The organism is Bacteroides sp. L10-4 (assembly GCF_013373675.1).
Lineage (GTDB): Bacteria > Bacteroidota > Bacteroidia > Bacteroidales > Bacteroidaceae > Bacteroides > Bacteroides muris.
In genome coordinates this window covers 41955-65419 of the sequence record NZ_JABXJH010000018.1, presented here as the reverse complement: position 1 = coordinate 65419, position 23465 = coordinate 41955, and the positions used below count along the sequence as shown (strand labels likewise).

The following is a 23465-nucleotide window of genomic DNA, read 5'->3' as shown; positions in this document are numbered from 1 at the left end:
TGACAAAACGCACTTGAAAGACCTCTTCGACAAAACTAAATTTCAATATGACAAAGACCGTTTCGGACCAAATGGGCCAAATTTATTTAATGTTTAACTAGTCCCTATTTTTTATGGGACACTAATGATCATGATATTCTATGTATTAATATTATTATTATTCGCTCTTAATGCTGTTTACCGGGTTCTCGTTCGCTATCCGCCAGGACTTCCAAAGTACGCAGGCTACGATAATCACCAGATTGACCATCACTACCAGTACGTATACTGCCCAACTGACGGGAACACGCTCCGCGAACTGCTCCATCCACATTCCGTTGACATGCCATGCCAATACCGTACCGATGACGACTGCCGGAGCTGCCACAACGAGTATATCCCTCGACAGCATTTCCAAGATGCCGGAAGCCTCTGCCCCGTTCACCTTGCGGATGGCAATCTCCTTGCTGCGGCGGTGTACCTCGTTGATGGTATACCCAATCAGCCCCATCAGCATGATGAAGAATATGGTCACTGCCGCCATCAAAGTGGCATTGCGGAATACACGGACAGAATTATAGCTGTTCTCGATTCTTTTCTCATAGCCGGTAAAGTCAATGGTCCGGTCATGGAAAGCCTCGACTACATCGCGGTTCAGCTTCTGCAGATTTTCGGTAAAGGGTTCTTTCAAACGGACATGTACCGTTCCATAAAAACTCTTGTTTCCCCGGGCTATGAAAGGCATCTTCTCGGTTCTGAAACTCTCTATCTGGAAATCCTTCAACTGCCCTACGACCTTGAATGTATTCCCTTCGGTATATACCGTACGGCCCACGACGTCGTCTCCCCAACGCATCATCTCGGCAAAAGTCTCGTTCACCACGACTTCCTCTTTATCGCGTGCCATACGTCCCGTCTTCATAGTCATGCCCATCAAGGCAGGAAAGTCCTCGCGCATGTAATAAGAAGCACGACAAGAGAAAAGTGCCTGCCCGCTCTCACTATGAATCATCGCACCACTATATCCGCTAATGGGGGTGCTGTTGGCGCTGGACACCGCTTCCACGTAGGGCAATCCCTTGAAGAACTGACAAGCTGCATCACGCGTCGCTTCATTATCCCAGTAGGCATTGCCTATGGCTATCTGCTTGGGATTATACCCCATATCCTTTTTCAGTACATACTGATATTGCGACATCACCACACACATCAATCCACTGATGAATGCCACGCCTGCAAACTGCACAAACAGCAACGGACGCTTCCACCCCTTTTTCCCCTCGGTATAGCGGCGGAACACCTGCGACACGGGAATACGCGCAAAGAGCCGGCCCGGCAACACGCCTCCCACAATAAACAGCAGAAGCACTACCGACAATGGTACCCAGATACGCTGCGGAGCCAACAAGGTGGAAAGCTTTACCACGACCGTGTCTTCCACAAAATCGCGGAAGTTAATCATTATCAACGCCATCAGCAGCAATGCCGCCACAATGATGATGCCCGTTTCCAGCAAAAACATACTGAAAACCGTGCCACCGCTCGCACCGCTGCATTTATGTACGCCTACCGACTTGGCGCGGTGGCTCAAAGAGGAAATGGAAATCAACACATAGTTCAACGCCGCAATGAAAAGAATGGCAAAACCAAGAATACTCATGATGACACGCATCCGACGCACATCATCATAATTGCGATATGTATCACGGATGGGCTGTACAAAAGCCGTGTAACCGTACACTTTTTTATCTTCCGCCGGGCGGTATTTGTCTATCATGGCATCAATACGCGCATTGACAACAGATTTGTCGGCACCGGGACGGAAGCGGATAAACTCTACCCAACTGTCTCCCCCGCTCCACGAGTAGGCATTCCAGTTGCGGCTCCACAAGGTAGGCATCGAGATAACCGCTTCCGGATTGATTGTGGCGTTCTCAGGCAAATTGGCATAGATTCCCTTCACCGTCAGGTCAAACTGATGGTCATAATTAAGCGTTTTCCCTATAGGATTCTCCTCACCGAACACTTTCCTTGCAAAGCGTTCACTCAAGAAAATAATATCCTTCTGCACCAAGTCCTTTTCGGGATTCCCGTTCAAGACGTCGATGCCCATGGTACGGAAGAACAGCGAATCGGCTGCAATTTTCCTATCATTAAGCCGCACGCTTCCATTGTAAAGGGGAGCAGATACCATAGACGTGCTTAAACTTACCGCCGATTCCACCTCTTGAGGAAAGTTCTCCAGAATGGCCCCTGCCACGGGACCGTAATTCCACTCCTGAGGCTCAAACTTCTCTCCTTTCACCGAAAATATCGACCATACCTGATACAAGTTATCATAATCCTTAAAGCAAGTGTCAAAACTCTGTTCATATGCCACGCGGGAGAAAAGCAGAATACTCATCGTCAACCCCAATCCCAAAGAAATGACCTTGATGATATTCGAACCGCGTCCCCGCAGCAAAGTCTGAATTACATAATAGATTTGTTTCATTCCGTTTATCGTTTATTAGATATATTTTCTTGCTTTTCATATCGCAGAAAGCGTGCCAAAGAATGCACAAATCTGATTATCAATGCATATTGCATTTCAGAAGAAGACAAAGGTGTCTAATTTTTAGACACTCCCGTCTAAAAATTAGACAGAGGCCGAATCTCTGTTCAGCCTCATAGAACAAAAAAAAGGGAAATTAGAAAAGAATCCATAAGAATGAAAACTTTACCTTTGCCCACAGTTTTCTAAAGATAGAGTATAAACATTAAATGAAGCACCTGCACATGAAATTCCCCAAACTCTTATATCCTTCATTCCTATGCCTGCTCATGGCTGGCTGCGACATGATAGATTATCACCCTTACGATGTACACATCAGCGGTGAAACCGATGTCAATGCCCACAACATTGCCCAAATAGAGCAGAACTGCCAGAACAAGACAACAATCCGGTTCGTAACAATGGGTGACTCCCAGCGCTGGTATGACGAGACTGCCGACTTTGTAAGCCACCTCAACAAGCGGGACGACATAGATTTCGTCATTCATGGCGGAGACGTCAGTGACTTCGGTGTAACAGACGAGTTCCTTTGGCAACGGGACATTATGAACAAACTCAAGATACCCTATGTGGTACTTCTCGGCAACCACGACTGCCTGGGCACGGGCGAAGAGACTTATCGCGCAATATTCGGAAACCCCAATTTCTCCTTCATTGCAGGACGGGTAAAGTTTGTCTGCCTGAATACCAACGCCATCGAATTCGACTACTCCCGCCCCATTCCCGACTTCGAATTTCTTGCCGCACAGATACGCGACCGTGAAGAGGAATTCGATAAAACCGTTGTGTCCATGCACATACGCCCGTTCTGCAACGAGTTCAACAATAATGTGGCACACGTATTCCAGCGTTACATCAAGGAATTTCCCGGACTGCAGTTCTGTACATCCGCACACGAACACCATCGCTTCGAGAAAGACCTCTTTGAAGACGGGATAATGTATTACATGAGCGACTGCATGAAGAACCGCAATTACTATATATTCACCATAACCCCCGACGGATATGAACGCGAAGTGGCATATTATTAATCATCTGGCATGTGCCGTCGTCTTCTTGTCGGTATGCTCTTTTTCTGCTTTTTCACAAGATATTAGGGAGAACCGTTACGACCGCCGCGTACACCGCTACCGCAGGCATTGGGAGGCCCTGATTCCGACACACACAAAAATTCAGTTTGCCGGCAATATGGGGTTGCTGTCATTCGGTACCGGATGGGATTACGGCAGAAGAAACCAATGGGAAACAGACGTATTCTTCGGAGTATTGCCCAAATACGACTCCAAACGTACCAAGCTGACATTCACCGTCAAGCAGAACTACCTTCCCTGGAGCCTGCCAATCAAGCAAAGCCGTTTCTCTGTAGAACCGCTGGCTTGTGGCATGTATCTGAACACGGTGTTCGGCAATGAATTCTGGGTCAACGAACCGGAACGCTATCCTAAAGGGTACTATGGATTCTCCTCCAAGGTGCGCACCCATGTATTTTTAGGACAGCGCATCACTTACGACATCGACCCGCAACGACGGTTCACGGCCAAAGAAATCACTTTTTTCTATGAAATAAGTACATGTGACCTATATGTAGTCAGCGCCTTCACCAACAAGTATCTGAAACCCAAGGATTATCTGAGCTTGTCGTTTGGCATCAAACTGCAACTGCTATAAGTTCTTTTTTTCAGTACCGCCATGAACTCTTACTGAAGTTGCTGCCAACTAATTTCTGTTTTACTTAAATCTATTCGTTCCACAATCGTTATATTATCGTCCGACAGTTGTTGAATTATCGTCCGACAGCTGTCGGACGATAATTCAACAACTGTCGGACGATTAATTCTTAGTAAGCAAAAATATAGAATAAAGCGGCATAAGGATTTGCTAAATGAGAAGGAGAATCTTAATACTTTGAAAACTGAGAGATTTGCCGAATATAATGCAGATAAATCATTAACTTTGCCCACAGAAAACAGAAATAGTTTATGGCAAAAAAAAACGGAAACATCCTGATTGTCGATGATAACCGAGGCGTACTTACCGCCTTGCAGCTTTTGTTGAAGCCATATTTTGAAGGGATAATCACACTTCCCTCTCCCGTAACCCTGCCCAGCGTATTGCGGGAAAAGTCATGGCAAGTGGTTCTTCTTGACATGAACTTCACCTCGGGCATCAATACCGGCAACGAGGGATTATACTGGCTCCATGAAATAAAAAAGCAATGTCCCGCCCTGCCCGTAGTGCTGTTTACCGCCTATGCCGACATAGACCTTGCCGTACGGGGAATCAAGGAAGGAGCCACAGACTTCGTCGTGAAACCCTGGAACAACCGGAAACTGGTGGAAACCTTGCTGAACGCCGTATCGGCTTCTGAAACAAAATCTCCGGCCAACGGCCCAAATGCCGGACGTACGGCAGAAAACAGCCACCCGCTTGCGGATACCCGCAACATGTATTGGGGAAACAGCCCCGCCATGCAACAGCTTCGTCTTTTGGTGGAAAAAGTGGCCTCTACCGATGCCAATATTCTTATTACAGGCGAGAACGGTACCGGTAAAGAGATGCTGGCACGCGAAATACACTCCCTCTCATCCCGCAACCGGCAGGACATGGTAAGTGTGGATATGGGAGCAGTCACCGAAAGCCTTTTCGAAAGCGAGCTGTTCGGCCACATGAAAGGCTCTTTCACCGACGCCCATGCCGACCGTGCCGGCAAGTTCGAAGCAGCCGCGCACAGCACCCTCTTTCTCGATGAAATAGGCAATCTCCCCTATCATCTGCAAGCCAAACTGCTGACTGCCATCCAACGCCGAAGCATTGTCCGTGTAGGCAGCAACACTACCATTTCCGTAGACATACGGCTGATTTGCGCCACAAACCGCAACCTGCCCGAGATGGTGGCAAAAGGCGAATTCCGCGAGGATTTGCTGTACCGCATCAATACGATACACCTCGAGATACCCTCGTTGCGCGAGCGGCCCGAAGACATCATCCCCCTTGCAGAACTGTTCATCGCCCGCTTCTGCAAGCAATATGACAAACCCTTCGTCAAGCTGACGGACGGCGCCCGCGAGAAGCTTACGCTCCACCCCTGGTATGGCAATATCCGCGAACTGGAACATGCCATCGAAAAAGCCATTATCATCTGTGACAACGACACCCTTCCCGCAGAACTGTTCCAGCTGGCATGGCGAACCGGCACTCCCGAAGCTTCCGCATCCACGCTCGAAGAAATGGAAATGCAGATGATACGGAAAACGCTCGACAAATGCAGCGGAAATCTCTCTGCCGTTGCCGCACAGCTGGGCATCACCCGACAGACGCTGTACAACAAAATGAAGAAGTATGGCCTCTAATTATACATTCCGTGTTGCCGTCAGTCTGGCAGTAGCGCTCCTTGCAGGGGTGATGTGGACTGTCGACATATTTTGGGGCGCTCTCTGCACCGCGCTGCTTCCCATAGTCTTGTACTGGCAGCAGAAGCTATACCGCCATCACGTGCGGAAGGTGCTTTTCATGCTCGACGCCATCGAAAACAACGATAATGCCATCCACTTCTCCGAAACGGAAAACACTGCCGACGCACGCCTCGTGAACCGTGCATTGAACCGGGTTGCCCATATACTCTATAATGTGAAAAGCGAAACAGCACAGCAAGAAAAATACTACGAACTCATTCTGGACTGCGTGAATACCGGTATCCTTGTGCTGAACGACAATGGTGCCGTATATCAGAAAAACAGCGAAGCCCTCCGCTTGCTGGGCCTTAATGTCTTTACCCACGTCAGCCAGCTGAATCGCATAGACCCGCGTCTTTCGTCCCTCCTTGACAATTGCCGGCCGGGAGACAAACTGCAAATGCCTTTCAACAACGAGCGAGGCACTGTAAATATGTCCGTCCGCGTCAGCGACATTACAGTCCGTAAAGAGCATCTGCGCATCCTCGCCTTGAACGACATCAACAACGAACTGGATGAGAAGGAAATAGATTCCTGGATCAGGCTCACCCGCGTACTGACACACGAAATAATGAACGCCGTCACTCCCATAACCTCCCTGAGCGATACACTGCTGGAACTGACCGAGGCACAAGCCTCCAAAGAAGAAATCAGAAACGGCCTGCAGACTATCAGCAGTACGGGCAAAGGCCTGCTCTCTTTTGTGGAATCATACCGGAAATTTACCCGTATTCCCACCCCCGAACCATCCTTGTTCTACGTAAAAAGCTTCATCGAGCGGATGGTCGAACTTGCCCGTCACCAGCACCCCAATGTCCGGGCCACCTTTCATACGGACATCGCACCAAATGACCTTATTCTATATGCCGACGAGAACCTGATATCACAAGTGGTCATCAATTTACTGAAAAATGCCATGCAAGCCATCGAATCGGATAAAAATACAGATAAAGAAGGACATATCAACATACATGCCTACTGCAATGAAGCAGAAACCATACTGATAGAAATTTCCAACAACGGACCTGCCATTCCCAATGACATCGCTGAACACATATTTATCCCCTTCTTTACGACCAAAGAGGGCGGAAGCGGTATTGGACTGAGTATTTCCCGGCAAATCATGAGGCTGTCCGGCGGAAATCTATCTTTATTACCAGGTAAAGAAACCACATTTATTTTAAAGTTCAATTGAACTATTTTAGATTTGTATTTGTTAAACACATTGCATATCTTTGTACTATTATACATTAAGAAAGAGCACATTGCAAACTATATAGCATAGAATTTATGATATTTACAGCAGGAAACATACTACTTATAGGTTCCATATTACTTTTCGTCAGCATCATTGTCGGCAAGACCGGATACCGTTTCGGGGTACCAGCGTTATTACTTTTTCTTGTCGTCGGCATGCTGTTCGGCAGTGACGGATTGGGGTTGCAGTTCCACAACGCCAAAGAAGCACAGTTCATCGGCATGGTTGCCCTCAGCATTATTTTGTTCTCCGGCGGTATGGACACCAAGTTTACGGAGATAAAACCCATATTAACTCACGGCATTGTTTTGTCAACTGTAGGAGTACTACTCACGGCCCTCTTTACCGGATTATTTATCTGGTGGCTGTCTGGCATGAGCTGGACCAACATCCACCTGCCGCTGATAACCTCCCTTTTGCTTGCATCCACCATGTCATCTACCGACTCAGCCTCTGTATTCGCCATTCTGCGTTCACAAAAAATAAACCTGAAACATAATCTGCGCCCCATGCTGGAGCTGGAAAGCGGTAGTAACGACCCGATGGCATATATGCTGACCATCGTGTTGATTCAATTCATCCAGTCCTCCGGAATGGGAGTTCCCCAGATATTAAGCTCTTTTGCCATACAGTTCATTGTCGGCGCTGCAACCGGTTATTTCCTCGGAAAGCTGGCCATCCTTATGCTAAACCGGCTGAATATAGACAACCAAGCACTCTATCCTATCCTATTGCTGTCTTTCATATTTTTCATCTTCTCCATCACCGACCTGCTGAAAGGCAACGGTTACCTGGCCGTGTATATTGCCGGAATGATAGTGGGCAATAACAAAATCATGCACCGGAAAGAGATTTATACCTTTATGGATGGACTGACCTGGCTTTTCCAAATCATCATGTTCCTCTGCCTCGGTCTGCTTGTCAACCCCCACGAAATGTTGGAAGTTGCAGTCGTGGCATTGCTCATCGGCATATTCATGATTGTTGTGGGACGTCCTCTCAGCGTTTTTCTCTGCCTGCTGCCCTTTGGCAAGAGAATCACCCTCAAGTCACGGCTGTTCGTATCGTGGGTAGGATTACGTGGCGCAGTACCCATTATCTTTGCCACCTATCCCGTGGTAGCCAATGTGCCCGGTGCCCATGTCATCTTCAACATTGTATTCTTTATAACCATCGTCTCGCTAGTCATCCAGGGTACCACAGTCTCCCGGGTGGCCCGGCTGCTAAACCTCTCTACCCCGCTGGAAAAAACCGGAAATGATTTTGGAGTCGAACTGCCCGAAGAAATTGACTCCAACCTGCACGATATGACCATTACACAAGAAATACTGGACCAGGCAGATACTCTAAAAGATATGAACTTGCCCAAAGGTACACTGGTGATGATTGTAAAACGCGGAAATGAGTACCTTATTCCGAACGGGACATTAAAGCTTCATGCCGGTGACAAGCTGCTTCTTATTTCGGAAAATGGTAAGGAATAAGAATTACGGATAGGTTTCTATCCGTCCCAAGACAAGAAAAAAGCGGAAACTATTTGCTTTGCATCACTATAAGACCTATCTTTGCGCAGTTTTAACTAAAGTGTGCAACAGCTGAATGGAACAAGAACAAGGGTTCATCGATTATATAGAACAAAGCATTATTAAAAACTGGGATCGCAATGCCCTGACAGACTACAAAGGAGTTACACTACAATACAAAGATGTGGCAAGAAAAATAGCCAAATTCCATATCGTATTGGAAAGTGCCGGTATACAGCCCGGAGACAAGATTGCCGTTTGTGGACGTAACAGTGCACATTGGGCAGTCGCTTTTCTGGCAACGGTTACCTATGGAGCCGTCATTGTTCCCATTCTGCATGAGTTCAAGGCTGACAATATCCACAACATCGTCAACCATTCCGAAGCCAAATTGCTATTTGTCGGCGACCGCGCATGGGAGAATCTAAATGAAGAGGCAATGCCCCAGTTGATGGGGATTGTACTGCTGACGGATTTCACTCCGGTGGTTTGCCGAAATGAACAACTGATGGAGGCTTTCGAACACCGCAACGTCCTCTATGGCGCACGCTTCCCCAAGAATTTCCGTCCCGAGCATATCAGCTACCGCAAAGAGGAGTCGCCCGAAGAACTGGCTGTCATAAACTACACTTCAGGGACTACGGGATATTCCAAAGGGGTCATGCTCCCTTATCGTAGCCTGGAGTCCAATGTAGCCTATTGCCATGAAATGCTTCCCGTACGTCCGGGAGACCATATCGTATCCATGTTACCTCTGGGACATGTCTTTGGCATGGTGTACGATTTCCTGTACGGTTTTTCCGCAGGTGCCCATCTGTACTTCCTTACCCGTATGCCGTCTCCCAAGATTATCGCACAGTCATTCTCCGAAATCAAGCCACGGGTCATTTCATGTGTACCGCTCATCGTAGAGAAGATTATCAAGAAGGACATTCTGCCCCGGATAGACAATAAAATAGGCAAGTTGCTGCTGCGGATGCCCATTGTCAACGATAGAATAAAGGCTGACATGCGCAAAAAGGCAATGGAGGCTTTTGGCAACAATTTCGATGAAATCATTATCGGAGGAGCACCGTTCAATGCGGATGTGGAACGTTTCCTGAAGCAGATAAGTTTCCCCTACACCATCGCATATGGCATGACGGAATGCGGTCCCATCATTTGCTCCAGCCGTTGGGAAACACTGAAACCGGCTTCCTGTGGCAAAGCAGCCACCCGCATGGAAGTGAAGATTGCCTCCCCCGATCCGCAGAACGTGGCAGGAGAAATAATCTGTAAAGGTGCCAATCTGATGCTGGGCTATTACAAGAATGCCGAAGCCACCTCCCAAATCATCGATATAAACGGCTGGCTGCACACTGGTGACCTTGCAACGATGGATGCCGAAGGATATGTCACCGTCCGCGGACGTAGCAAGAACATGCTACTCACAGCCAGCGGCCAGAATATCTACCCCGAAGAAATTGAAAGCAAGCTGAACAACATGCCATACGTATCCGAATCACTCATCCTATTGCAAAAAGACAAACTTGTGGCCCTTATCTATCCCGATTTCGACGATGCATTCGCCCACGGCTTGGAGCAATCGGACGTTGAGAAGATTATGGAGGACAACCGGAATGAATTGAATCTGCAATTACCGGCCTACAGCCAGATTACAAAAGTCAAGATACACTTCGAGGAGTTCGAGAAAACAGCCAAGAAGAGTATCAAGAGATTCATGTATCAGGAGGCAAAAGGATAAGGGGAATGGGGCAAACTGCTCTTTTAACGTTTTCTTTTGGTTAACAAAAATAGAAGCAAAGGAACAAATAGCTAATAAGTGTTATAAAACACACTTTTTTATTTGGATAATTTGCACATTCTCCCAATATCCGTATCTTTGCAATGTGTTTTTCATAGTATTAGATTTAAGGTTAACAAAGGTTGGAGTACAGCGGTACTCCTTTTTTTATGCCCGTAAATCAGATATTCCCGGAAAGCCTCTTCAGTCCCTTCAATACAGATTTATCTTTCACCTCCATGATGCTGATGGCATAGCCTCCACCGGAAGCAGCTTTCAGTTTCAAGACCGTTTTGGGAGAAACGATACCTTTACGGATAACATAAGCTTGCGGATTTGTCTTATAACCGGCATCTTTTGCATCGGCATAGACAGTTGCAATATACTGCTTGTCTGCATCCAGGAAGTCCAGTTTCAAAGTAGAAGCATGTCCGTGCTCACTGCTGGTGCAACCGATAAACCAGTCATTCGTGCCTTTTGCCTTACGGGCAACAGTGATGTAACGTCCCGGCTCAGCTTCCAGATAGCGGCTGTCGTCCCAATCCACAGCCACATCTTTGATGAACTGGAAAGCATCCATGAAACGCTCATAGTTCTCAGGAAGGTCGGCAGCCATTTGTAGAGGGCTGTACATAGTGACATAGAGTGCCAGCTGACGCGCCAAGGTAGTATTGGCATGCGTATGGCTGTTCGGATTCAATTTATTGATGTCCATTTCAAAGATACCGGGCGTATAGTCCATCGGGCCGCCTTGCAGACGGGTAAACGGAAGTATCGTTGTGTGGAAGGGCTTGTTACCAGAGAAAGCCTCATACTCCGTGCCTCGGGCAGATTCATTGCCTATCAGATTGGGATAGGTACGGCATAAACCGGTCGGACGTACCGCTTCATGGGCATTGACCATTATCTTGTGTTTGGCAGCTTCGGTCACGGCGTATAGGTAATGGTTGTTCATCCATTGTCCATAGTGATGCTCGCCACGGGGAATCATATTGCCTACGTAGCCACTCTTTACCGAATTATATCCGTATTTGTTCATCAGCCGGTAGGCGGCCTCCATGTGCCGCTCATAGTTACGGACGGAAGCCGATGTTTCATGGTGCATCATCAGACGGACACCTCTAGAATGGGCATATTCATTCAGATACTTGATGTCAAAGTCGGGATAAGGAGTCACGAAGTCGAAAACATAATCCTTGGAATTACCGAACCAGTCTTCCCAGCCCGTGTTCCAGCCTTCCACCAACACCTGGTCAAAACCATGTTCGGCAGCAAAGTCTATGTACTTCTTCACATTAGCCGTGTTGGCCGGATGAATGCCGTTCGGTTTCATCTTGGAATAGTCCGTATCATCCAGTTTCACAGAAGGGAGGTCAAAAGTATATGCCCAGGGCTTTCCCCCTGCAATCATTTCCCACCATACGCCGACATATTTCACCGGCTTAATCCAGGAGGTATCATCATACTTGCAAGGCTCATTCAGATTGAGAATCAAATTGGAGGCCAGTATCTCGCGGGCATCATCACTGACCATGACCGTACGCCAGGGAGTATGGCAGGGAGACTGCATATATCCTTTATTTCCTTGGGCGTCCGGAGTCAGCCAGGATTCAAAAACGAGGTTCTTGTCATCCAGGTTGAGATGCATGCAGGAGTAGTCCACCAAAGCTGCCTCGTGCAGGTTAAGGTACACTCCATCAGCTGTTTTAAGCTGTATGGAAGTCTGGACACCCGTCGGCGAAAAGACAGTTTGTGACGCATTGTCGCTCACAGCTCCCTGCAGCAGTCCACGGATTTCAGAGAGCCTGGACTCCGTGTAATCATATTCCTGGGTATCATAATCTCCCGGAATCCACCAGGCAGTATGGTCGCCGGTCATGGCAAACCGGGAATGTTCTTCCTTTATCACAAAATAAACCAGATTCTTCTGTTGCGGAAACTCATAACGGAATCCCACGCCGTCATCATATACCCGAAAACGGATATTCATAAAACGAGTGGTAGACGGTTGTTCAAGTTCTACCAGCAATTCGTTGTAGTGGTTGCGGATATCTTTTGTTTCCCCCCACACCGGTTGCCAGGTTTCATCGAAAGTGGAAGTAGAAGTCCTTACTACTTTGAAACCATCCATCAGGCTGGTAGCTCCTTTAAGTTCCAGTCCCAACGTACTGAGATTGATGACAGGGGCCCCTTTATAATCCACCTGATAGGCTGGTCTCCCGTCTTTTGTCAGTTCAAAATCCAGCTTCACCATGCCCGAAGGGGATGAAATGCCTTCAGCATTCCCCGCTAGGGCAGAAAAAAGCAAAGCCGCGCTAAGTACAAATTTCTTCATAATAATGATATGTTTTTTGTGTTAATAGATAAACTCAATGATATGCTCCTTTCCATCATCCGGTAACCTCAGCAGGCAGGTCTCCTGCTTCTTGTCGGGACACCAGGCAGTTATCGTAAACTCTGTCTCCCGATTTTCTTCCAGCTTTCCGACATTCGTTTTCTTGATTTTCTGACCGTCCAGCAAAGCCGTTTTCGGCATCTGTTCCGTATAGATGCAGAACATCAGGTTTCGTTGGCCGGGTAAGCTATATTTCTCACCGGTCCGTGTACCTACTTTCAGCGTATAGCCTTTGTCGGTAGTCTGGCAAGTAATAGGAGTGCGCATGAACTCTCCACGCAAATATCCTAAATCAGTTCCTGCATCTTCATAAAGCGAGAAGGTTGTTTCACTGCCCGCTGCAGCAGGAAATATCTCAAACGTAACCGGATAGACAAGTTTCTCGTCCGTATAGTTCATGACCGGCATTTGGGGTATGATGCTTCCTTGCTTTACAAACATAGGAATAGTATTGAGGGGAGCATCCACCGTCATCCATTGCTCACCGCTATATGCTGTGTGTTTGTTGTTGTAGTCAATCCAAGTTCCTTCAGGAAGATAAACATTTTTATTTCTCGCTCCTTTTTTTACTACCGGAGCAACCAGTAGCTCACTGCCAAACATAAACTGGGCATCCGTAGAGAACGTTTCCATATCTGCCGGATATTCCAGAAACATCGGTCGCATGAGGGGCAACCCCGTTTCGTGTGCTTCGCGGGCATACGTATAGATATAAGGCAAAAGGCGATATTTCAATTCGATGGCTGTCTTGGCATTCTTCTCGGACTCTTCGCCGAACAGCCACGGCTCCACAGCCACGTTGCCCTCATGATGAATGCGGCTCAGGGGATTGAAAGCGCCCATCTGTATCCACCGCGTATAAAGTTCAGCCATCGCAGGATAATCCTCTATATCTCCGCAATAACCGGTAATGTCACAAGTAGTAAAAGGAATAATTCCCAAACCGGCAGACAACAATACCGGAATCTGATTGGCCATCTGCCCCCAGCCCTGCGTCACGTCATCACCGTTTCCACAGTCACCAGTCCAGCCGAAGGTATAGCGTTGCAAGCCCGCAAAAGCGGCACGTGTCATCTGAAATACGCGACGGTCAGGATTCCGTTTTTCAAACTGCTCCTTCACCACCTTATCCCACGTAAGACCATAAACATTGTGAATCTCATCATGCATGCCCAAATGGTGTTTCATCACCAGCCGTTCTGTCTGCTCCTCATTGCTCCAGGCAGGTTCACCCATATCAGTCCAGAAACCGGCAATGCCATCATCAATGGGCTTCTGCTGATAAGCTCCCCACCAGTCTGCCACAGCAGGAAGGGTGAAGTCTACTACGCCACAATTACCGCCCCAGGGCCAGGGCATGTCATAACTCTTGCCATCGGTGGAGTCCTTTACCAGATACCCTAACCTATCGGCTTCCTCCCATTGCCGCTTATTGGCTTGTGAAATGACTGGATCTTGCGAGACTACCACCTTGAATCCCATATCCTTGAGGTCTACAAGCATCTTTTTCGGATTCTCGTAATTCCCTTTCCGCCACTCGAAATCCTGCAAATATTGTGTCCAGCCGATGTCCTGGTAAATAACATCACAAGGAATTCCGCGTTTGCGATAGCCTTCGGCTATTTCATAAGACAATTTCTCGCTCGTCAGCAGTCCCCGGCATTGTGCAAAGCCCAATGCCCATTTAGGAGGCATTATGGGTTTTCCCGTCAGGTCGACATATTGTTTCATGATTTCCTTATAATCCTTCCCGAAGATGAAATAATAAATCATCTCTCCCCCAGGAGCCTCGAAACTGTAGTAATCGCGGCTTTCCGTACCAAACTTAAATTCGGTTTTATACGTATTGTCCAGGAAAATACCATAACGATAACTGCTCATAAAGAACGGAATACTCTTGTAGAGCGGATCCTCAACGATGCTATAACAAGGCTTGTCGCTATTCCACATCTTGTAGGCTTCACCCCGACGATCCAGCTTGCCGGTCTTTTCTCCCAGGCCGAAGAAGTGTTCATCGCGACGAAGAATCTTGTATTCCAGTTTGCGTTGTCCGTCACTGATATGTCCTTTATCGGCATAATCACTGAACAGCAGTTTCTGATACTTGTCGAATATCTGTAAGTTAAACGGGGATTTGTTTACCCGAATGCGAAGCTTGGGAGTAAAAATCTCGTAACAAGCATTCTGCTCGTCCACATGAACAGTACCCACATCTTCCAAGTCCTCATTAACAACGGCAAAAGAAGGATTATTGCGCTGGAAACTTCCATCGGGAGAAAACCAGATACGCACCGTAGACTGGCTGCACAGGCGCAATTGTATGGCAGAACTGTCATTCAAATGAAAGGTCACACTCCGCTCGTTGCTGGTATAGGACGTACAGTCTCCAGTACGGCTCTGCGCATATGCACATACCGTAAATGCACAGACCGTGAAAAATAAAAGTATATATTTCTTCATTACCATAATCTGTTTGTTCCTTAATAAAATATTTTACTCCATCACAAGCATTGTCCAGTACTTCAGCAAAGGCAAGGTAAAGGTAACCGTACCGTCTTTCTGTTCAAACACCAGTTCCTGCGAAGCACCGGCATGGAAATCGGGCGATGCAACCCATATCTTGTTCACTTTGCCGGAAACATTCATCTTCAGCGGTACGTCAGATACCAAGCGCGGTTCAGGCATTGTCCCATTCAAATCCCTCCAACTCAAATTATCTGCATTGAGGAAGTTAAGCAAATGAATGACTTGCCTGCCATTTACATTTTTGGCATAAACAGTGATGGCAGACTTCTGCGGTGGCCACACATTCAGAGAAAGATTCTGTGTGGCATCCGTACAAGTCAAAGAAACAGCTATCTCCGCCTCCGTATCCTTGTCACGAAGTAGATTCTGATAAGCTGTCATAAAGTCATAATAACGAATCATGGCTGTTTTCAGTACATCGTTCATTTGCAAAGCCGTACTTGGAAAATACTCTTGACATAGCATGTGGTCGCCCAATTCCAAATGTGAACCACCCAATGCAAACATTACGGCATCCGTCAGCAGCACACCCGGTGTATTGAACTCACCGGTACTGCTACCTGCCTTGTCATAGTTCATGTATGCGGCAAACACCGTTTTCAAGGTATGGTTGCCATACTGGTCGTTCGCTTTGATAATGGTGTGCAGATCCTTGAAGCCTGCCTCATCGCCCCATACTTCATTATAAAGGAAATCCACTTTACCCGTACCAGCTATCTGGGAAGCTCCATAGCTGGAGACGGCATTCATCACCAAACGCTTGTCCGGATGCTTCTGTTTCATGGCTTCGATGAACGAGGCATATCCCTTAGGCAGATTTACCTTATTGCCATCATAGTCATAGCGGTCACCCCGGTTTCCCAGTTGGTCTATCTGATAACCGTCAAAGTCCAGATTGGCATAAACATCATCGTTTTTCTGGGCAATATATGCCTGCCATTCCGTATTGGTGGGATTGAGCAGGAAGATATTACTTTTCCAACTGGAGGGCAAGTCATGCGAATCCTTATCCATACGTCCCGTGTTCTTGAATATGTACCATTCTTCCTTTACTCCGTCGGAAACGGCATCGTCCAAAGCTCCGAAACATAGATTGTAAAACATGGACTTCATGCCCAGGCTGTGTTGTGTAGAGATATACTTCTTCACTACCTCGGTATAGACCTCCCGGTTGGCAATGTCCTTATAGACCTCGTCCAGATGCTCACGCGTACCACCTAACGGCCAGTGATGCTTGTTGTGCCAATCCTGAAACTGTACCCCGTTAATGTGGCAACGGTTCAGGAAAGCCATCTCCTTCTCTATCACTCCATCCACCTTTTTCGAAGCATCAAAAGTGGCAACGAAACCATAACGTGGAAAACGTGTCCAGTCACTGGATACATCTACGGCAATAGTACCAAGAATAACCTCTGTTCCATTCTCTTTTGTACGGTATACATCCACCAGATAACCGGTATAATCGGTTGCCGGAGCAGTCCAAGTCCAAGTAGTACCGACAGCAGCCTGCTCCGATACAACCTTGTCCATTGTCCGGTAGCGGATTTTAGCTCCGGCAGGAAGGGCGTCAGCTGTAAAAGAAACACTCTCGCCCGGCCGGTAACATGCCTTGTCGGTAGTGAGATTGACCGTCAAGTCCGAGGTGACTGGGGTTACTTCCGTAACCCCTCCACTCTCTCCGCCTCCACCGGTACCGCTACCGGTATCATCACTCTCCTTGCTGCATGCAACCAGCAGCAAGGCTACCATTGTTGTATAAACTATCTTCTTCATCTATTGTAGATACTTATTGTTTCACGATTGAAATTGTCTCTTCCAGCTGATTCAAAGTAATCAGATAGGAACCTGCTGTCGTAATCTTCCACTTCTGGTCGATGCCGCCTACCATCACGTCCAGATATTGCGCTTTGAACGCTTCGTCTGATTTATCAAGGAAAAGCATCGGTTCAGTTTCTCCGGCAGGCTGTTTGTCTGCTACAGCCGGCATGAACCAGGCTCCATTCCAATCTTCCTGCTTATCACAAGTAAATTTCAACTCACCGGCATTCAGCGTACCTTTCCAAGTGAACACATACGGATTATCCGTTGTCTGCATCGGCGTAGCATCACCAATCGTCCAACCGGCCGGAGTAGCATCACCTACCATATAAATCATCTCATACGGAGTAAATTCGCTCATCATCATGCGTTCCTTACCACTACGGATATCCATGCAAATCTTGTAGGCCTTGCCGCATTCCCCGTCTTTCAGCACCCATTTATTGTCCGGGTCGAACCCTTTCACAAACACCACTTCTGTATCGGTATAAGCAGCATCGGCGTTCTTGGCCTTATACATATTCTCCCAACTTCCATCGGAGGTTCCGAACTTGAATTCCCCTCCTTTGCCCACTTCGAAGAACTTGCCGAAGCGGAACAAGTATGGGTCGAGCACATCTTGTTTCATCTTCACGAATCCCCAATCCGTAGCGTTACCCACAAAATAAAGCTGGTCGTAGGCAGGTGCCAACGTCTCTGTCTGGGTCAATGTAAGAACACCGGTAAACAGATTGGCCTCGACGATGTAATTATGATCTTCCTCGACAATAAAAGGTATGTCCGGCTGGTCATCACTGCTACGAAGCATCAGCAAGCCGTCTGTTCCCTTGTTGTAAGAGGGCAGGAATGAGCCTAAGGTCGTGATGAACTTAAATTCACCCGCAACAAGTCGGCCCGTCCATGTAAAGATACCATTGTCCTTGCGGATCATTTCTGTCGCATCATCGGCACTCCATCCGCCCGGAGTGGCACTACCTATAAGATAAAGGGTGGATGTAAGCGGTTTATAAGCAGTAACGCTGAAAGCAGTGATAGATACCTGCTTTTCGTCCCGTTCCGTTACAACAGCTGTCAACCGCGCCTCCAGCGAAATGTTCTCCCCGGCAGTTGCCCCAAAATGGTTGCGCAGGATGTCATTCAATTCCTCCACGCTCTTTTTCCATGAGTATTCTTGTACGGCATTCTCCACAGCCACATAAGAGTTTGCAAAATTACTGCCGGCCTTTGCCAGTTCCAACGTATAGGATATTTTATTGCCCGTCCCATAATTGGTTCCCGTAGTCCAGGAAAGCTCCAGGGCATCATCGGCATGTGCCTGCTCATTCAAAACAACTTCCGTCTTGCTGGCCGTCAGTACAAGTTCATTCTGTCCTTTATCCAATTCCATGTAATCATCATCTACACAAGCAGATAAGGCTGCACAGCCCAGTAAGGCAAATACAAGGTGTGAAATATATTTCTTCATATTCTTCTGATTAAATTAATTAATAACCCGGGTTCTGCACCATTAAGGTATTAGCATCCATCTCCGTCTGCGGAATAGGGAACAGCAAGCGGTTCTTGTTCACGTTGCTCTTTCCAATGGAATGCAGGAATTTAATGGCATACTCTCCATTGTTGACACGAATCATGTCGAACCAGCGATGCCCTTCGAAAGCTAGTTCCATGCGGCGCTCATGGATAATCTTTTCACGCATGGTTTCCTGTGACAAGCCCGAAACCTCCGGCAGTCCGGCACGCTTACGTACAATATTCAAAGGAGCGGCAGCCTGGTCAGGGCGTCCCATTTCATTCAAAGCTTCGGCCTTCTTCAGCAGGACGTCCGCATAACGATAAATTACGAAGTTCGCAGGATTGGTGTTATACTCCGGAGAAACCGTTTTCGACACTAGGAACTTGCGTACATTGTATCCCGTATTGGAATAAGAGCTTTTGTAAGCCTTACCGTCAAAGTCCGGACATCCGGCATAAAGCACGGTCAAATCCTTACGTTTGTCACCGCTCTCATATTGCCCCACAAATTCTTCTGTAGGCTGGTTCCAGCCATAACTTCCGGCAACAAAATCCGAATTACGGGGCCCCATGAAAGTGGAAAGCCAGGAAGACTGCGGGTTGTTCCCCCAGAAATCATATTCCGTATTTCCCGAATACTGGACTTCGAATAAAGATTCCGGCCCGTTATTGACCAATGCATCGAAATTGTCCTCATACTTGCAGGAAGAAAGGTCATACCCCAAATTTGTTATCTCATCACACAAATCAGACACCTCCTGATAATATTCCGTATGATTAGGAGCCAGCGTCAGATAAATATCTGCCAACATGGCCAAAGCTGCATCTTTGCAAGCACGTCCCACATTTTCGTCGTCGTAAGAAGACTTGGCAGGAAGCAGGTCAACCGCATTCTTACAATCGGAAATTATCTGGGCATAAGTCTCTTCGACTGTAGCGCGTGCAATGTCTGTCGGTTCTCCCGGATTATAAGGAGCCAAACGCAGTGGAACACCACCGTACAGACGTACCAGCACATAGTAATAATGTGCACGGAGAAAATAAGCCTCTCCCAGACAGCGGTTCTTGATTCTCTCTGACACGGCTTCAGCCTCCAAAAGACTATTCAACACAATGTTGCATTGTCCTATCCCCACCCAGGGAGAACGCCACATGTACAATGCCATCCCATTGTCACTCTGCGTAATGAAGTTAGAAGCTTGTATCGTTTCAAGACCATCAGTACCGCCACCGGCACCAACCAAGCTATTGCCTGCCACAATATCCAATGTCCAGATACGCTGGTTGTACATATTGGAAGACTGAAGGGTGCGATAGCAGGCATTGGTCAGAGCAATGGCCACATCATCGGTCACCGTCGTTTCCGGGTCAACCGTATTTTTAGGAGACTTGTCCAGGAAGTCGCTGCAGGAAGCCAGCAGCAATACCGCCAGCATATATAGTAAATTTGTTATCTTTTTCATATCCGAGTCAATCATTAAAAGTTAAAGTTTAATCCTACACTGAACGTACGGGAGATGGGGTAACGATTCTGATCTATTCCGTTAATACCCACTTCGGGGTCGAAACCGGAATATCCGGTGATGGTAGCCACATTCTCACAAGAGAGTGAAAGGCGTGCATTCTCAATCCGGGCTTTCTGCAACCACTGCTTCGGGAAAGTATATGAGAGTGTGATATTCTTCAAGCGCAGATAAGAACCATTCTCCACAAAGCGATCTGATACGCGTGTATTCTGATTGGGGTCGCCGAACACGGCACGCGGCATCGAATTACTGGTGCCCTCTCCTTGCCAACGCTCCAGTACGTCGATAGTCTGGTTATAGGCAGCTGCCATACCGGTATTGTCGATATTGTTGGCATTGTATATCTTATTTCCGGCTATACCTTGCAGGAAAACTAAAAGTTCGAAACCTTTATAGGAAAGGCTGTTGTTCATGGAGAACAGCCAACTTGGGTTCGGGTTGCCGATAACGGTACGGTCATTGTCATTGATAACACCGTCGTTGTTCAAATCCCTGAAACGAATATCACCCGGCTCAGCTCCCGGCTGCACGGCATGTGCATTCACTTCGGACTGGTTCTGGAAGATTCCGTCAGTAACATAACCATAAAAAACGTTGATGGGATAGTCCTTTGCCAGCATCGTTATATAAGAGTTATTGATTTGATTAATGTAATACGGAACGTCGCTGTTCAAATCCTTAATTTTATTCTTGTTGTAAGTGGCGGTCAGATTCGTTTCCCATCCCAGTTCACCCGTCAGGTTGATGGTATGCAGGCTCATTTCAATACCTTGATTACGTACTTTTCCGGCATTGGTATACGTGGTTGTAGTATCTTCAAATCCCGATGTGATGGGGATAGACGCCTTTACCAGCATGTCTCTCGTCTCCTTCAGATAAGCATCGAACGAGAACATAACGCGTGAATTGAACAGTGAGGCATCAAAACCGATGTTGGTTTGTGCCACCTCTTCCCAATGGATATACGGGTTAGCGAGGGTAGAAGAAACCAGCGCTGTCTGATTGCCGCTCGAAATGCCAAAAGGATATACACTAGTATTGTAGGATGCCAGATAGCTATAGTTTCCAACACTTGCCTGACTACCGGTCACACCGTATCCCACACGCACTTTCAAGTCATTGATATAGTCGTTTTTTGGAAACCACTCTTCCTGAGAAGCGCGCCATGCCACAGATACGGAAGGAAAAGTACCCCAGCGATGTTTCTTACCGAAACGGCTGGAACCGTCACGACGAATGGTTGCTGTCAGCAGATAGTGGTCTTCGTAAGAGTAGTTGACACGTGCCATGCAAGAGAGCAACGCCCACTCTGTCTCGTTTCCACCGATGGCATACATTTCCTCGCCATTATCCATTTCGTGCACATTGTCGAACATAAACACATTCTTCTGCGCATTCAAGTAGTCGTGTGTGTTCCATTGGGCAGACATACCGGCCATCAATCCCACACGATGTTTTTCTGCAAAAGTATGGTCGAATAGGAAATAGTTGTCCCACAGATAGGTGAACGACTTATTGTCGCTCTTATAGCGTGAAGTCTCTTCTGTGGGAGTAGGTTTCCAGTTATACCTGGGAGTAAAGTTGTCTATGAACCAGAATTTGGCATCATAGCCGAAGGTACTTTTAAATTTGAGCCATTTGGTAAAAGTAAGTTCTGCCGTCAAGTTGGCCAGGAAGTTGTATCCATCAGTCTTACTCTTATTCAGCTCCGTCGGCCCAATGGGATTGCGCGTGCTGCCATACCATTCCGAATTACCATCAGGGCCACTCCAACTGCCATCTTCATTCTTCACCGGATAAATGGGGAGCGCTTTCAGTGCGTCGCCTATATTATAGCTGCCCGACTTCTTCGTATCGGCACTGAACGTAATGTTATTGGAGAACTTCAACCATTTCAAGACTTGCGCATCACTGTTGGACTGGAATGTGAAGCGACGGTAATTCACACTCTTCACGATACCGGACTGATCCAGAAAACCACCGGACACATAATAATGGGATTTCTCGTTACCGCCGGAATAACTTACCGTATAGTTCTGCATCACACCCGTACGGAGCAATTCATCCATCCAGTCGGTACCTGCACCCAATTCAGAAGGATTGGCCCATTCCGGATTAGGATTGCGTCCACTGTTCACCATCATGTCATTACTCAACTCGGCATACTGCGCCGCGTTCAATAAAGAAGGTACGTTCGTAGCATTCTGGAAAGAGTAATTGGCAGATACAGCAAGTTTTCCTTTTCCTTCCGTACCGCGTTTGGTGGTAATCATCACAACTCCATTGGCTCCCCGAGAACCGTAGATGGCTGTGGCCGAAGCATCCTTCAATACATCCAAACGTTCCACATCGGCCATATTCAAGGAAGACAAGCCCAAGTCGGTAGGCACTCCGTCAATCACGACCAGCGGGTCGCAGTTGTTGATAGAACCCAAACCACGAATCTTGATGGACACATTGTCTCCCGGTTTACCGGCATCTACAATCTGTACACCTGAGATTTTTCCCTGGATGGCTTGTCCCAAATTGGATACGGGGGAATCCTTGATATCCTTGTTACCGATGGAGGACACTGCTCCTGTAAGGTCGCTTTTCTTCATGGTGCCATACCCTATCACCACCACTTCATCCAGCATTTCGGCATCTTCAGACAAAACTACCTGAAGCTGTTTCTGTCCTTTCACCTGAACCTCCTGGGTCTTATAGCCTACAAATGAAACGACAAGGGTACCGTTCGGAGACATATTCAAGGAAAAATCACCGTCAATACCGGTTATTGTCCCATTTGTGGTTCCTTTTTCCATTACACTGGCGCCAATAACCGTTTCACCGGTCTGGTCTTTCACTACACCTTGTACTGTAATTTGCTGCGCGAACATGCACATCGGAAGTAACATCCCTATCAGACAAACCATCATCCGTAGCCTGCCGATTGGCATTTTGTACTTTTGCATAATATAAGAATTAAAAGTTAATAATAAAAACATAAATCACATGTGTCACTCTTTCCAAAGAGGAACAATGCAAATGTATCAGATAAGAGAGGTCAATAGTGGGAGAAAGAGTAAAAAAGTAGTGTATTACACCATTAAAACAGATTTAAAATTCTATTTATCAATAACATATAAAATCATTATAC

General features: G+C 47.1%; 13 protein-coding genes. 6 read left to right on the top strand and 7 right to left on the bottom strand.

Features of this window, described 5'->3' with window-relative positions; all coding sequences use genetic code 11:
- Window positions 1-157: 157 nt before the first annotated feature.
- A complete protein-coding gene (locus tag HU824_RS07940; RefSeq protein WP_176468578.1) occupies window positions 158-2473 on the bottom strand; it encodes an FtsX-like permease family protein in 2316 nt (771 codons plus the stop codon).
- Window positions 2474-2757: 284 nt separating this feature from the next.
- Here HU824_RS07940 and HU824_RS07935 point away from each other — a divergent pair, with 284 nt between their 5' ends.
- From HU824_RS07935 to HU824_RS07910, 6 genes are all read left to right on the top strand, one after another.
- Window positions 2758-3564 (top strand): metallophosphoesterase, encoded by an 807-nt coding sequence (locus tag HU824_RS07935; RefSeq protein ID WP_136011212.1) that lies wholly within the window; start codon window positions 2758-2760, stop codon window positions 3562-3564.
- Complete coding sequence (locus HU824_RS07930) at window positions 3539-4201, top strand: hypothetical protein (protein WP_176468577.1); 663 nt, start codon at window positions 3539-3541, stop codon at window positions 4199-4201. The genes HU824_RS07935 and HU824_RS07930 overlap by 26 nt, the downstream gene beginning before the upstream one ends.
- 311 nt (window positions 4202-4512) lie before the next feature.
- Window positions 4513-5883, top strand: a complete 1371-nt coding sequence (locus HU824_RS07925) for a sigma-54 dependent transcriptional regulator (protein ID WP_176468576.1) — start codon at window positions 4513-4515, stop codon at window positions 5881-5883.
- Window positions 5873-7180 (top strand): PAS domain-containing sensor histidine kinase, encoded by a 1308-nt coding sequence (locus HU824_RS07920; protein ID WP_176468575.1) that lies wholly within the window; start codon window positions 5873-5875, stop codon window positions 7178-7180. Before HU824_RS07925 ends, HU824_RS07920 begins: the two co-directional genes overlap by 11 nt.
- Before the next feature lie 95 nt (window positions 7181-7275).
- The gene (locus HU824_RS07915) at window positions 7276-8727 is read left to right on the top strand and encodes a potassium/proton antiporter (RefSeq protein WP_136009592.1); all 1452 of its coding nucleotides are present in this window, start codon (window positions 7276-7278) and stop codon (window positions 8725-8727) included.
- Between the two features lie 115 nt (window positions 8728-8842).
- Window positions 8843-10510, top strand: coding sequence for a long-chain fatty acid--CoA ligase (locus tag HU824_RS07910; protein WP_176468574.1), 1668 nt, complete (start codon window positions 8843-8845; stop codon window positions 10508-10510).
- Between the two features lie 220 nt (window positions 10511-10730).
- Here the strand turns inward: HU824_RS07910 and HU824_RS07905 are convergent, their stop codons facing one another.
- Genes HU824_RS07905 through HU824_RS07880 form a run of 6 tightly spaced genes read right to left on the bottom strand, consistent with a single transcriptional unit; the run spans window position 10731 to window position 23280 of the window.
- Entirely contained in the window at window positions 10731-12884 is a 2154-nt protein-coding gene (locus HU824_RS07905) for a glycoside hydrolase family 97 protein (RefSeq protein ID WP_176468573.1), read from the bottom strand.
- A gap of 21 nt (window positions 12885-12905) precedes the next feature.
- A complete protein-coding gene (locus tag HU824_RS07900; RefSeq protein WP_176468572.1) occupies window positions 12906-15404 on the bottom strand; it encodes a glycoside hydrolase family 31 protein in 2499 nt (832 codons plus the stop codon).
- 33 nt (window positions 15405-15437) lie between these two features.
- On the bottom strand, window positions 15438-17243 hold the full coding sequence (locus HU824_RS07895) for a glycoside hydrolase family 66 protein (protein WP_176468571.1): 1806 nt from the start codon (window positions 17241-17243) through the stop codon (window positions 15438-15440).
- Between the two features lie 13 nt (window positions 17244-17256).
- On the bottom strand, window positions 17257-18753 hold the full coding sequence (locus HU824_RS07890; protein ID WP_176468570.1) for a SusF/SusE family outer membrane protein: 1497 nt from the start codon (window positions 18751-18753) through the stop codon (window positions 17257-17259).
- Window positions 18754-18772: 19 nt separating this feature from the next.
- Window positions 18773-20263 (bottom strand): RagB/SusD family nutrient uptake outer membrane protein, encoded by a 1491-nt coding sequence (locus HU824_RS07885; protein WP_168354288.1) that lies wholly within the window; start codon window positions 20261-20263, stop codon window positions 18773-18775.
- 14 nt (window positions 20264-20277) lie between these two features.
- Window positions 20278-23280, bottom strand: coding sequence for a TonB-dependent receptor (locus HU824_RS07880; protein WP_176468569.1), 3003 nt, complete (start codon window positions 23278-23280; stop codon window positions 20278-20280).
- Between the last annotated feature and the right edge of the window lie 185 nt (window positions 23281-23465).